This is a genomic window from Alysiella sp. (assembly GCF_030525755.1).
Classification (GTDB): domain Bacteria; phylum Pseudomonadota; class Gammaproteobacteria; order Burkholderiales; family Neisseriaceae; genus Simonsiella.
The window spans coordinates 1-12,700 of sequence record NZ_JAUNEC010000050.1 but is presented as its reverse complement, the minus strand read 5'-3'; the positions used below and the strand labels follow the sequence as shown (position 1 = coordinate 12,700).

Genomic DNA, 12,700 nt, shown 5'->3' with positions numbered 1-12,700 from the left:
GTTCCACATAATCCAAATGCAATTTGATTTGCGGATTCAGAAAACTTTGGCGCACGCCATCGGTCAATTTCTGTGCGATGGGTTTGGCGAAAAACGGTTTGGGGGTCGCATCAATTTTGCGGAAAATCAAAGTCATCACCAACAGAGGCATCAACGAACCTTCCGCATAATGCAGCCATTGGCGGTATGCCCAATAATCGGCATGGTCGGGCGCGATTTGGTAGCTGCCATGCGCGTCAAATTTCGCCAACAAGTATTCGCAAATCGCACCGCTTTCGGCGATGATTTGCTCGCCGTCTTGAATCAGGGGCGATTTGCCGAGCGGGTGAATGCGGCGCAGGCTTTCGGGCGCGAGTTTGCTGTTGGGGTCGCGTTCCAAAGTTTCCGCTTGATAATCCACGCCCAGCAATTCCAATAACCATGCAATGCGGTAGGCGCGTGATTGTTTTAGGGCAAATAGGGTGAGCATTGTGTTTTCGCTTTCTTTGATTTTTTTCAGGCTGCCTGAAACGGTATTTTTCCGTGATACAAAACCTGTTTGGGTTTCATGTTTCTGTTGTTGCTGACACTCATCAAGCATTCGCATACTGCTCTATATTCAATCGGCGACAAGCCGTCTGCCAAATTTTCGCGTACATCTAAACAAAGTGGTGTAGCACACAAATTGCCGAATATTTTGCTCGGTGGCGCGTAGATTTTTTTGTCTGCCGCCTGTTGCAACGCTGCCTGAACATCATGCACAAATACTTCAAAATCCGCCACAATCATGCGACTGTTACTGAATGTGCCACGATAATCCACGATTGCACCGTTGCCATAGGCAGTAATATGGTTGAAACGAATTTCCAAAGTAAGTGTTTTTGTGGAATTGTTCATTGTGTTTTATGTGATTTGAGGCTGCCTGACAAAAGTGGAATTATACCGCAAAAACGACAAATCTTTGTATTTTCCATGACTTCTGTTTTTATCCACGTTCGCTGTGGATAAGTTGTGGAAGACTTTTGCATAAGTGCGAAAAGTGCCAATAAAACAGAGGGGATACTTGGATTGTACAAAAATTAAGCAATTATATTAAATTTAATATAATTCAATATGTTGTAAATATTTTTTCTCTGTCAAGCTTTAATATGGCTTTTTTTTATGGGTATTGAATATGCTGTTTTTGATGATTTTGTCAATGTGGATAAAGTTTTTAAAAGTGTTTTTTCAGCTTGACAAAATGGGTTTATGGCATAAATTCGCTCTTCATGCGGTTAATATCGCTTTAAATGGGGGTAAGACAATTATTCATTCAACTTAATTCTTAATTTGAAACAACCCTTTCCTGTACAATCATGTATCGTGAACCCAATAAAAAATACTGTCGCAGAAATGAAAAAGTAATACAGGCAACAACGCCGTACCGCTTTTTCATTTCTGCAACGATGGAACAATGCAAGATGCCACTTACTGCACCCTACAATTCGAATTGACCATAAAGGCTGCTTAAAAAGCCATTCTTTGTTTTCAGGCAGCCTTTATTTTTGGAAATGTTGGTAGCGATTGGTCAATTTACATTGCTGTGTAAAAAGCGTACAACTTCATCTTGTTTACCATCCAAAATATCAGGCATAACACGCAAGGACTTGGTGATGGCTTCATCAAGCAATACACGGTCGTCAGGCGAAGGTTTGTTGAGCACATAAGCCGATACCAAATTTTTATCACCTGGATGCCCAATGCCCAAACGCAGACGGTAGAAATTGGGTGTACCGCTTTTGGCTTGTATGTCTTTTAAGCCATTGTGTCCTCCATTGCCACCACCCAATTTAAAGCGGATTTTGCCACACGGTATGTCCAATTCATCATGAACTACCAAGATTTCTTCGGATTTGATTTTGTAGAACTGGGCTAATGCTGCAACGGCTTTGCCTGATAAATTCATGTAGGTATCGGGTTTAAGCAACCAAACTTCGCCTTGTGGACGTACCACACGACACACTTCACCATAAAATTTTTTATCGTGTTTAAATGTGGCTTGCCATTGCCATGCCAATTCATCTAAAAACCAAAAACCAACATTGTGGCGTGTATGAGCGTATTCTGAACCTGGGTTACCCAGTCCAACAATCAGTTTGATGTTCATGTATTTTGCCTCACATAGGAGAAATGAGCGTACTTTACCGCAAATAGGCTGCCTGAAACTATTTTTGCCAATAGGTTTTTACATTAACAAATTCATACAAACCAAATTCGGATAATTCACGTCCAAATCCCGAATCTTTGACACCACCAAAGGGCAAACGCAAATCGCTGCTGGTATGGCGGTTGATGAAAACGCTACCTACTTGTAGCTGTCGTGCCATATACTGCGCTTGTTTCATATTTTGCGTGTAAATGCTTGCACCCAAACCAAATGGCGTGGCATTGGCTGCGATAATCGCCGCATTTTCATCGGCAACACGAACAATACCAATAGCGGGTCCAAACACTTCTTCATGCCACATTTTGCAAGCAGGATTGAGATTATCCAATACGGTAGCAGGATAAAAACACGCCATATTGTGTTCACTGCTTTCAGGCAGCTTACCCCCACACAATAAAATTGCACCATTTTGTTGTGCATCAAGCACTTGTTGATGCAATTTTTCACGCAAATCTGTACGATGCATGGGTGCGAGTGTGGTTTCAGGCAACACGGGATTACCTGTTTTCAGTTTCGCCACTTCATTTAAAAATAAGGCAATGAATTCATCGGCAATCGCATCACACACAATCAAACGTTTTGCGGCATTACACGATTGACCCGCATCACGAAAACGCGAGTAACACGCATCTTTAGCTGCCTGAACCAAATCGGCATCGGGCAAAACCACAAAAGCGTTGCTGCCTCCCAATTCCAAAACACATTTTTTGATGTGTTTACCCGCCAAAGCTGCCAGATGGCGACCTGTTTGCGTTGAGCCAGTAAATGCCAAAGCATCACACGCCGCGATGGCATTTTCCATGTCCTGATGAGCCAACCATGCTGCCTGCAATGGCAAATCTTGTCCCACCAAATCAAATAAAGCCGTTGTTACCCGTGCCACACTGGGCGCAGGTTTAACCCAACACGCATTACCCGCACACAAAGCAGGTACAGCAAAACGGATAATCTGCCAAACAGGATAATTCCACGGCATCACTGCCAACACTACACCCAAAGGTGCAAACGATACACCACTTAAACTGGCTTGCGTGGCAATGGTTTTGTTTGCCAGAAACTCAGGAGCAAGTTTGGCATAATAGCGAATCAGTTCCACCGATTTATCCAACTCGGCTTCACATTCACGCAAACATCGTCCCACTTCTTCACAAATCATGTTTGCTAAACGGGCTTTATTGGCGGTCAATCGCTCTGCAAATGCCAATAATTTGGCAGTACGTTCTGTGATGTGTAAAGCCGTAAAGTGGCTTTGCTGTTGTTTCAGGCAGCCAATTTGAGTATTCAAAGTGTCCCAACTGTCAGCTGGACGTGTGTACAGCGTGATGCCACTTAAAACATGGGTACTGTGAAACGCAGTATTCATCATTCAATTCAACAACAGGAAAACGTCATTATAACACCGCTTCCAAACCATGCCCGTTTGACGAAGAAAGGCTGCCTGAAACTTTCAGGCAGCCTTTGGTTTTAAAGGATTTTAAAGATATTGAAACACCATCAATCCTCATACACACTCATCGGCGGACAAGAACAAACCAGATTTTTGTCGCCATATACATCGTCCACACGTTTCACGCTGGGGAAGAATTTGTGTTCGCGTACATACGGCAGTGGGAATACGGCTTCTTCACGGCTATATGGGTGTGTCCATTCACCTGCCACTTCTTCGGCAGTATGCGGTGCATTGACCAGCGGATTGTCGTCTTTTGCCCATACGCCATCTTGCACTTTCTGTACTTCGGTGCGAATGGCTTTGAGTGCGGCAATGAAGCGGTCGAGTTCGGCTTTGCTTTCGGACTCGGTCGGCTCAATCATCAGCGTGCCTGCTACAGGGAAGGAAACCGTTGGTGCATGGAAACCGTAATCCATCAAACGTTTGGCAATATCGGTTTCGGTGATGCCGCTTTCGGCTTTGAGCGGACGCAAGTCCACAATGCATTCGTGCGCCACGCGTCCGTTTTTGCCTGTGTACAAAATGGGGTAGCTTTCGCCGAGTTTTTTGGCAACATAGTTGGCATTGAGCAGAGCACGTTCTGTGGCTTGACGCATGCCGTTTTTGCCCATCATGGTGATGTACATCCATGTAATCGGCAAAATGCTGGCCGAGCCGTATGGTGCAGCAGATACGGCACCCATGCCAACGGTTGCGCCTTCAACAGGAGCGACAACATGACTGGGGGCAAATGGTGCAAGATGGGCTTTTAAGCCGATTGGCCCCATACCTGGCCCGCCACCACCGTGTGGAATACAGAAGGTTTTGTGCAAGTTCATGTGCAACACGTCTGCGCCAACTTCAGCTGGCTGCATGATGCCGACTTGGGCGTTCATGTTTGCGCCATCCATGTACACTTGTCCGCCATTTTCATGAATGATGCGGCAAATATCACGGATACCTTCTTCATACACGCCATGTGTTGATGGGTAGGTAATCATCAATGCGCCCAAATTGGCTTTGTTTTCTTCGGCTTTAGCCTGCAAGTCGGCAATGTCCACATTGCCTTTTTCATCGGTTTTAACCACAATGATTTTCATGCCGAGCATGGCAGCAGTGGCAGGATTGGTGCCGTGTGCCGATTGTGGAATCAGGCAGACATTGCGGTCTGCTTGACCATTTGCTTCGTGGAAACGGCGAATGGCAAGCAAACCTGTGTATTCGCCCGATGCACCTGAATTGGGCTGCAGACAAATGGCATCAAAACCTGTAATCGCTTCCAGTTGAGTTTGCAAACCGCGCAACAGTTCGCGGTAGCCTTCAGTCTGGTCAGCAGGCGCGAAGGGGTGCAAGTTGGCAAATTCAGGCCAAGTAATCGGAATCATCTCGCTGGTGGCGTTGAGTTTCATGGTGCAGCTGCCCAGTGAAATCATGCTGCGGTTCATCGCCAAATCGCGGTCTTCCAGTTTCTTCAGGTAGCGCAACATTTCATGTTCGGTGTGGTAACGGTTGAACACTTCATGGGTCAAAATCGCATCTTGGCGCAACAGTTTATCGTTCAAACGTGAAGTGGCATCACCTGAAATGGTCAAACTGCTTTGTCCTGTGAACGCCATGTGCAACAAGCCCAAATCTTCCAATGTGCTTTCTTCATGAAATGCCACAGCCAAAACGTTTTCATTCACACGGCGGATGTTGAAACCCACATTCAAGGCATTTTGGTAAACCGCATCGGCACGTTCGGCACTGCCGCAATCCACCGCAACCGTGTCAAAAAACACTTCATGCACCACCTTAAGGCTACCTGAAGCGGCAATGGCATCAGCAAACGCCGCCGCCAAAGCGTGAATGCGATTGGCAATGCGTTTTACGCCTTCTGGGCCGTGATAAACCGCGTACATGCCTGCCAAGTTTGCCAACAAAGCCTGTGCGGTACAAATATTGGAAGTGGCTTTTTCACGGCGAATGTGTTGTTCGCGCGTGGACAAAGCCATACGCAAAGCAGGTTTGCCCGAAGCATCTTTAGATACGCCGATAATTCGACCTGGAGCAGAACGTTTGAATTCGTCTTTAAACGCAAAATACGCCGCGTGTGGACCACCAAAACCCATAGGCACGCCAAAGCGTTGCGTGTTACCCAGTGCCATATCCGCACCCATTGCCGCTGGCGATTTGAGTAAGACCAAGCTCATCACGTCCGCCGCCACTGCCACAATCGCACCTTTTTCTTTCAGGCAGCCAATGGTGTCGGTCAAATCCACCACATCGCCGTCTTTGCCAACATATTGCAACAAAGCACCGAAATAATCGCCTTCACAGGCTACCTGAAGGTTGCCTACCACCAATTCAAAACCAAAATATTTGGCACGGGTTCGCATCACGTCCAAAGTTTGTGGGAACACGCGCTCGTCCACAAAGAATTGATTGGATTTGGATTTGCCCACCCGTTTTGCCATTGCCATTGCTTCGGCCGCTGCGGTTGCCTCGTCCAACAAAGACGCACCTGCCACTTCAAAACCGCTCAAATCAATGCAAACCTGTTGGAAATTCAACAGAGCCTGCAAGCGACCTTGTGCGATTTCGGCCTGATAAGGCGTATAAGCCGTGTACCAACCAGGGTTTTCCAACACATTGCGAACAATGACATTGGGCAAACGTGTGGGGTAATAACCCAAACCGATATAAGATTTGTTGATTTTGTTTTTCGCTGCAATTGCCTTGATTTTTGCCAATGCATCGGCTTCTGTGAGCGCATCGGGCAAATTCAATTCAGACGGCATACGAATGCTTTGTGGCACAGTATTATCCACAAAATCCGCCATGCTTTTTTCGCCTAACTCGGCCAGCAAAGCGGCTTCATCACCAAAACTGATGTGGCGTGCGGAAAATTCGGCGGGGTTGAATAAATCGTTGAGTTTCATTGTTTTTCCTTTGTAAATGGGAAACGACTGATGATGACTGCACAAAATCGGTTTCAGGCTGCCTGAAACCCGTTTATTTTACAACAGACAAATGAAATAAAATAGTTGCAACAGCACGCACTTACTTTAAATCCAATGATGCTGCAAAGGCATTGATTTGACGCAATACCGCCACAGGGTCAGCAGCTTGGGTAATCGGTCGCCCCATTACCAAATAACTGGAACCTGCACGCAAAGCTTGCTCAGGTGTCATGATGCGGCGTTGGTCGTCCTGATTGTGCGTGGTATCCAAACGGATGCCTGGTGTAACCAATAAAAAATCTTGCCCCAAGTTTTGACGCAGTAATGCAGATTCTTGCGCCGAACACACCACGCCATCTAAACCTGATGATTGCGCCAATTTTGCCCATTGCAATACCAAATCTTGTGGTTCTTGCATCAAACCGATTTCACGCAAATCGGTGCCTTCCATACTGGTTAAAACCGTAACCGCAATCAAATTCGGTTTGTGCATACAATTCGCCACAGCTTCTGCTGCGGCTTCCATCATGCGTCTACCACCTGCCGCATGCATGTCCACCAACCACACACCCATGTCCGCCGCTACTTTGCATGCTTGTGCCACCGTGTTAGGAATGTCGTGGTATTTCAAATCAAGAAACAATTTAAAACCTTGACGAATCAATTTTTCTACCAATGAGCGTCCCGTAGCGGTAAACAATTCTTTGCCAATTTTCAGTTGGCACAAAGATGGTTCCAGTTTGCGGACAAAAGCCAATGTACTGGCTTCATCAGCAAAATCCAATGCTACGATTATAGGCGTTGGCTGATTATGTATAGCAGTATCGCAAATTAAGGGATTCATTATTTTCTTTCTCCAAATTCCAGCATGATTATAACAGCCTAGCACATTTCAGGCAGCCTTTCAGCACACGACAAAAAATCACAATACCTGTTTTGGTGATAACAAAATAGTCCTAAATTACCAATATCTGTATGGCAGCTTTGGCAATCCATTCCATACCAACGCGGAATACGCTGTGTTTTCAGGCAGCTAAACAGCATTTCAATTTACCAACGTTTTTGATATTTTTCCAGTAAACCCATCCCTTGAAATTCGTTACTGGCAAGAATCAACAAGCAATTGTCTGACAAACGCACTGCCGACAAATTACACACGGTTGCCAAAAATCACTTTTCGCTTGTAAAAGTATTTGATTTAACGAAATTTTCTAGGTCGTCAAAACACTAACCGACATCGCAGATTTGTTTTTGACCGCATTGTTTGACTTTGGCATTGCTGTGAATGGGAATGGCAACATCAGGATATTAATGTGTTGTTACCCAACTGCCAATATGTTAAGAACAAGTACGAGTTGTACTTCAATTAAGTTTGAGCATACCCATAATCAATCGTGCCACAGCCTCATAATGAAACACAACTTTACTTAAAAAAACCGTTGGATACGGCGATAGGAAGATTGGTAAGTCGCTTTGGTGTCGGGAAAAAACATTGTCAGCTTGCTTAAATTGCAGCTTTGGCGTACAGCAATTGTCAGCCATAGTTGAATTAGTCGTGAGAAAATTAATGCGATACCACTTTGATGCAGACTTCCCTATTTATGGTGCTTTTTTGTCGTGTACTAAAAGGTAGCCTGGAACTTCAAATCATCGTCATACTTGGATAAAACAGGGTCTTAATTTATAATAAAAACCTTTTTTGTCTGTCATTTCTCTTGTTTAAACCATGCACACTTTCTCTGTTTTTTTGCCCAATGAAGTCGCAACCCTTGCATTGGGAGCGCGTTGCGCTGCGCTTTTATGTGCGCCTGCTACCGTATATTTACAAGGCAATTTAGGCGCAGGCAAAACCACTTTTGTACGCGGTTTATTGCGTGGATTAGGACATCAAGGTGCTGTCAAAAGCCCCACTTACGCTTTGGTGGAGAGTTACAGGCTGCCTGAAAGCAATCAAACCATACATCATTTTGATTTATATCGTTTTCATTCGCCAGAAGAATGGGAAGATACTGGCTTGGTTGAATTGTTTCAAGAACAGGCTTTGTGTCTGATTGAGTGGTCCGAACAAGGGGGAAATTGCGTTCCCCGAGCAGATTGGTTGATTGAATTGGTACGCGAAAACGATGGGCGGCGTTGCACCATAACGCTCGCTAATCCAAACACCAAATTACAACAGGCATTTTCACAATGGCAGAATTAAACAGACGCGCTCTACTTTTGACTGGTGTGGGTGGCGCATTAACAATTTTAACAACCGCACTTTGGGCAGCACCCAAACTGCTTTCAGGCAGCATCAGCACGACTTCTGGACAACGCCGAACGCGCGTTTTATTGGAAGCCAATGGCGAATTGAAATACCGCTATTTTACATTAACTGAACCCGACCGTTTGGTCATTGACATTGATGGCATGGTGCAAAACAGCGCGCTAACCGCTTTGGCAAAACAAAAACCACATGCCGACAGCTTCATTTCACGCATTCGTTTGGGGCAAAAAGACAAACACACCGTGCGTGTGGTTTTTGATTTAAAACGCCCAATTAAAGCACAAATCAGTCGTTTACCATCGGTTTCAGGCAGCCACAAATACAGTTTGGTGGTGGATATGGTGGAAAGCAATACCTCTTTTCCCACACAAATCAACACAACGCCCAATACACCCACAACTGCAGCAAGTGAAACAGTCACCCCTGATGCCAGAGTTAATCCAACTACACCAAATAAACCACAAACGGTTTTATCTCAATCCAACACACGCCGCCCTATTATCATGCTTGATCCAGGACACGGTGGCAAGGACCCTGGTGCAATTGGTGCTTCAGGTTTAAAAGAAAAAGACGTAGTATTGGATTGCGCTCATCATGCACGCCAATTTTTGGAAGCCAAAGGTTTTGAAGTACACATGACACGCAACAACGATACTTTTGTGGCACTGCCAGAACGCCGACAAATGGCACGCCGTGTTCAAGCGGATTTATTTGTCTCTATTCATGCCAATGCGATTGACAAAAGTACACCGCGCGGTACAGATGTATTTGTTTGGGGCGCAAATGCCAATAGTGAGCGTGCCCGAAAATTGGCACTGGCAGAAAATGAAGGTAATTATGCCGATGGCATTCCCGATGTGGGCAATCCCAATGTGAATGTGATTTTAACCGATATGCTGCGTACCCAAACCAGCAATGACAGTACACGTTTGGGCAATTTGATGTTGAAACATTTTTCGCGTTACAACAAATTGCACACACCCACAGTAGATAAAGCCGATTTTTTGGTACTGCGTTCGTTGGACATTCCTTCTGTTTTGGTTGAATTGGCATTTTTGTCTAATGCAGAAGATGAGAAACTGCTTGCCAATTCTGTTTTCCGTCGCAATATGGCGCAAGCAATGGCAAACAGCATTGAAATCTACTTACAAAATACCACTTTAATCCAACGGTAAGAAACAAAAACATGCAAATTTATCTTGTTGGTGGTGCGGTGCGTGATGCCTTATTGGGTTTAACGGTTCAAGACCGTGATTGGGTTGTAGTAGGCGCATCAGCTGATGATTTACTTAATCAAGGATATCTGGCAGTTGGCAAAGATTTCCCTGTATTTTTGCACCCAGAAACACATGAAGAATACGCACTGGCACGAACCGAACGCAAAACAGGTCAAGGTTATACGGGATTTGCCGTTTACACCTCACCCGATATTTCCCTTGAACAAGACCTGCTGCGCCGTGATTTAACCATCAATGCCATGGCACAAGACCTTTCGGGCAGCCTGATTGACCCCTATGGTGGTCAACATGATTTACAAAATGGCATTTTGCGCCATGTTAGCCCAGCCTTTACCGAAGATCCTGTTCGCATTTTGCGTACCGCCCGTTTTGCCGCACGTTATGGTTTTCAAGTTGCCCCTGAAACCATGCAGCTGATGCAAAACATGGTGGCAAATGGCGAGGTCAATGCGCTGGTTGCTGAACGTGTATGGCAAGAATTGTCCAAAGGCTTGATGGAAAAGCAGCCAGCACGCATGTTTGAAGTGTTGCGTGAATGTGGCGCATTGTCCATCTTGCTGCCTGAAATTGATGCTTTATTTGGTGTACCCCAGCCCGAAGCCCATCACCCTGAAATAGACAGTGGCATACACACCTTAATGGTGGTGCAACGCGCTGCACAAATGAATTTAAGCCTGCCTGAACGCTACGCGGCACTGTTGCATGATTTGGGTAAGGCATTAACCCCAAAAGAAATGCTGCCCAAACACATCGGACACGATATGGCTGGTTTAAAACCGGTTCGCGCAGTCAATCAACGTTGGCGTGTTCCCAAGGTTTGTGCCGAGTTAGCCGAATTGGTGTGCCGTTTTCACATTCGCCTTCATCAAATCAGTCAAATCAAACGCGCACAAGCCATATTAAAATTGTTACAAGAAACCGATGCTTTTCGCCGTCCAGAACGTTTTCAGGCAGCCTTAAATGTATGCCAAGCCGATGCACAAGGACGTTTGGGACTCAACAACACCCCTTATCCACAAAAACAACAATGGTTGGCTTTATTACATGCCGCACAACAAGCACCCACAGCCGAGATTGCCAAACAATACGCCAATCAACCCGAAAAAATTGCCCAAGCGATTACCCAAACACGCATCAACTTAATCCAAGCCGTTTTAAACACCCAAAAGGCTGCCTGAAAACCCCAATTGCGCTTTCAGGCAGCCTTCAAATCCCATTTGTTTTATGTCTTCACTTTATTTAACCGCTGTCATTTTATTCATTGGCATCATTGCCCTATCGCGTGTGCTGCGGCGTAAACGCAACCCATTTACCCATGGCAGCCACTTACCCTACTCACGCCGTCCTTTAATGACCACCAGCGAATTACAAGCCTATGATGTCTTACTGGAAGCCCTACCCAATCACATGGTTTTTCCACAAGTCCAAGTTTCGCGTGTTTTAGCCGTTCCCAAAAACAAAGAAACTTATTACTGGTTCAATTTCATCAGCCGATTGAGTTACGATTTTGTGGTGTGTCGCCCAGACGGTACGCCATTGGCAGCCATTGAAATTGACGATGCCAGCCACCAGCTACCTGAACGTCAAGAAGCCGACAATCGCAAAAACAAAGCCACCGAATCCGCAGGTGTAGTAATGTTGCGTTGGTCTGTTGATACCATTCCCGACACACGCGACATTCAGCGTTTAATTAAGCGCATTGACCAACAAGCCGATTAGAAAGCCAACCATGCTCCATAATAAGACCCAAATTTATCTCGCCATTTGTGCCCTATTCATGCTGTGTATTCCTTTGATGTTTTGGCAAACAGGCTATCAATGGGAGTTGCATGAAAACATCAAATTAATGCACGAAACCGAGCTATACGCCCTAATTACCCTAACTTACACCGCTTCATTCCCCTACGCCATTACCACCAGCCTGATTTTGACTGTCCTTTTATGCTTCGTATGCAGACACAAATATCAATGGCAAGTCATTGCTCTGCTTTGTATTCTATCACTTGGCATCACCCAATTCGCCAAATCCAGCATCAAACAAATGATTCAAGCACCACGACCTTATGTGGTTGCCATGCAAGACAAGGGTATCATCACTTTTTTCGGTTATGAGCATGACGCATTTTACACGCTGCCTAAAAACACCCAACATACGCTGATTACCGAATTTCTTAAAGCCGAAAGCTTAAACGATACCTCGCGTTTCAAAGCCATTCAAACCAATTTACAATCTGAATTAGGTTATGCTTTTCCATCAGGACACAGCATTTTTGCCACATCATGGCTGCTTTTGTTTGCAGGTTTACTTGGCAAATGGGGACGCAGAACACTTTTGCCCCTAATCACATTATGGGCGGCAATTATGTTATACAGCCGTGTTCGCTTGGGTATGCACTATCCCATTGATTTATTAGTATCAATTTTATTATCATGGATTTGGCATGCTTTCTCATTTGCCCAAATCTTACCGCGTTTGCAACAGCGTTTTCAGGCAGCCTGAAAACACATTTTGAAAGAAAAACATGGACATAGAAACCTTCTTGGCACAAGAACAAAATGCCGCAAACGGCTACCGTTGCGGTTTCATTGCGATAGTGGGTCGCCCCAATGTGGGCAAATCCACGCTGATGAACCATTTAA

At 45.2% G+C, this 12,700-nt stretch carries 12 protein-coding genes; 6 read left to right on the top strand and 6 right to left on the bottom strand.

The window, feature by feature from the left end:
• The 6 genes from Q4B82_RS08110 to pyrF form a co-directional block, all read right to left on the bottom strand.
• On the bottom strand, nt 1–580 hold a 580-nt coding region (locus Q4B82_RS08110), incomplete at its 3' end, for a glutathione S-transferase (RefSeq protein WP_303065945.1).
• Entirely contained in the window at nt 496–876 is a 381-nt protein-coding gene (locus Q4B82_RS08105) for a hypothetical protein (protein ID WP_303065944.1), read from the bottom strand. The genes Q4B82_RS08105 and Q4B82_RS08110, both read right to left, overlap by 85 nt.
• 670 nt (nt 877–1,546) lie before the next feature.
• The gene (pth, locus tag Q4B82_RS08100; protein ID WP_303065943.1) at nt 1,547–2,125 is read right to left on the bottom strand and encodes an aminoacyl-tRNA hydrolase; all 579 of its coding nucleotides are present in this window, start codon (nt 2,123–2,125) and stop codon (nt 1,547–1,549) included.
• 58 nt (nt 2,126–2,183) lie between these two features.
• Nucleotides 2,184–3,548 carry an aldehyde dehydrogenase family protein gene (locus tag Q4B82_RS08095; protein ID WP_303065947.1) on the bottom strand — a complete coding sequence of 455 codons (1,365 nt, stop codon included), beginning with the start codon at nt 3,546–3,548 and terminating at the stop codon, nt 2,184–2,186.
• Between the two features lie 131 nt (nt 3,549–3,679).
• On the bottom strand, nt 3,680–6,535 hold the full coding sequence (gcvP, locus tag Q4B82_RS08090) for an aminomethyl-transferring glycine dehydrogenase (protein ID WP_303065942.1): 2,856 nt from the start codon (nt 6,533–6,535) through the stop codon (nt 3,680–3,682).
• A 121-nt stretch (nt 6,536–6,656) separates the two neighbouring features.
• Nucleotides 6,657–7,400, bottom strand: a complete 744-nt coding sequence (gene pyrF, locus Q4B82_RS08085) for an orotidine-5'-phosphate decarboxylase (protein ID WP_303065941.1) — start codon at nt 7,398–7,400, stop codon at nt 6,657–6,659.
• An 882-nt stretch (nt 7,401–8,282) separates the two neighbouring features.
• Here pyrF and tsaE point away from each other — a divergent pair.
• The 6 genes from tsaE to Q4B82_RS08055 form a co-directional block, all read left to right on the top strand.
• Nucleotides 8,283–8,756: a tRNA (adenosine(37)-N6)-threonylcarbamoyltransferase complex ATPase subunit type 1 TsaE gene (gene tsaE, locus Q4B82_RS08080; RefSeq protein WP_303065940.1), complete on the top strand. Its 474-nt coding sequence runs from the start codon at nt 8,283–8,285 to the stop codon at nt 8,754–8,756.
• Nucleotides 8,744–9,997, top strand: a complete 1,254-nt coding sequence (locus Q4B82_RS08075; protein WP_303065939.1) for an N-acetylmuramoyl-L-alanine amidase — start codon at nt 8,744–8,746, stop codon at nt 9,995–9,997. Before tsaE ends, Q4B82_RS08075 begins: the two co-directional genes overlap by 13 nt.
• Nucleotides 9,998–10,008: 11 nt before the next feature.
• A complete protein-coding gene (locus Q4B82_RS08070; RefSeq protein ID WP_303065938.1) occupies nt 10,009–11,238 on the top strand; it encodes a multifunctional CCA addition/repair protein in 1,230 nt (409 codons plus the stop codon).
• Nucleotides 11,239–11,284: 46 nt separating this feature from the next.
• Entirely contained in the window at nt 11,285–11,779 is a 495-nt protein-coding gene (locus tag Q4B82_RS08065) for a DUF2726 domain-containing protein (protein ID WP_303065937.1), read from the top strand.
• Nucleotides 11,780–11,789: 10 nt separating this feature from the next.
• Nucleotides 11,790–12,560 carry a phosphatase PAP2 family protein gene (locus Q4B82_RS08060; RefSeq protein ID WP_303065936.1) on the top strand — a complete coding sequence of 257 codons (771 nt, stop codon included), beginning with the start codon at nt 11,790–11,792 and terminating at the stop codon, nt 12,558–12,560.
• A 22-nt stretch (nt 12,561–12,582) separates the two neighbouring features.
• A partial coding sequence (locus Q4B82_RS08055; protein ID WP_303065946.1) for a GTPase occupies nt 12,583–12,700 on the top strand: 118 nt, incomplete at its 3' end.

Coding starts and splice junctions, on each gene's coding strand:
- Q4B82_RS08105 (WP_303065944.1), bottom strand. CDS start 876: ATGAACAATTCCACAAAAACACTTACTTTGGAAATTCGTTTCAACCAT.
- pth (WP_303065943.1), bottom strand. CDS start 2,125: ATGAACATCAAACTGATTGTTGGACTGGGTAACCCAGGTTCAGAATAC.
- Q4B82_RS08095 (WP_303065947.1), bottom strand. CDS start 3,548: ATGAATACTGCGTTTCACAGTACCCATGTTTTAAGTGGCATCACGCTG.
- gcvP (WP_303065942.1), bottom strand. CDS start 6,535: ATGAAACTCAACGATTTATTCAACCCCGCCGAATTTTCCGCACGCCAC.
- pyrF (WP_303065941.1), bottom strand. CDS start 7,400: ATGAATCCCTTAATTTGCGATACTGCTATACATAATCAGCCAACGCCT.
- tsaE (WP_303065940.1), top strand. CDS start 8,283: ATGCACACTTTCTCTGTTTTTTTGCCCAATGAAGTCGCAACCCTTGCA.
- Q4B82_RS08075 (WP_303065939.1), top strand. CDS start 8,744: ATGGCAGAATTAAACAGACGCGCTCTACTTTTGACTGGTGTGGGTGGC.
- Q4B82_RS08070 (WP_303065938.1), top strand. CDS start 10,009: ATGCAAATTTATCTTGTTGGTGGTGCGGTGCGTGATGCCTTATTGGGT.
- Q4B82_RS08065 (WP_303065937.1), top strand. CDS start 11,285: ATGTCTTCACTTTATTTAACCGCTGTCATTTTATTCATTGGCATCATT.
- Q4B82_RS08060 (WP_303065936.1), top strand. CDS start 11,790: ATGCTCCATAATAAGACCCAAATTTATCTCGCCATTTGTGCCCTATTC.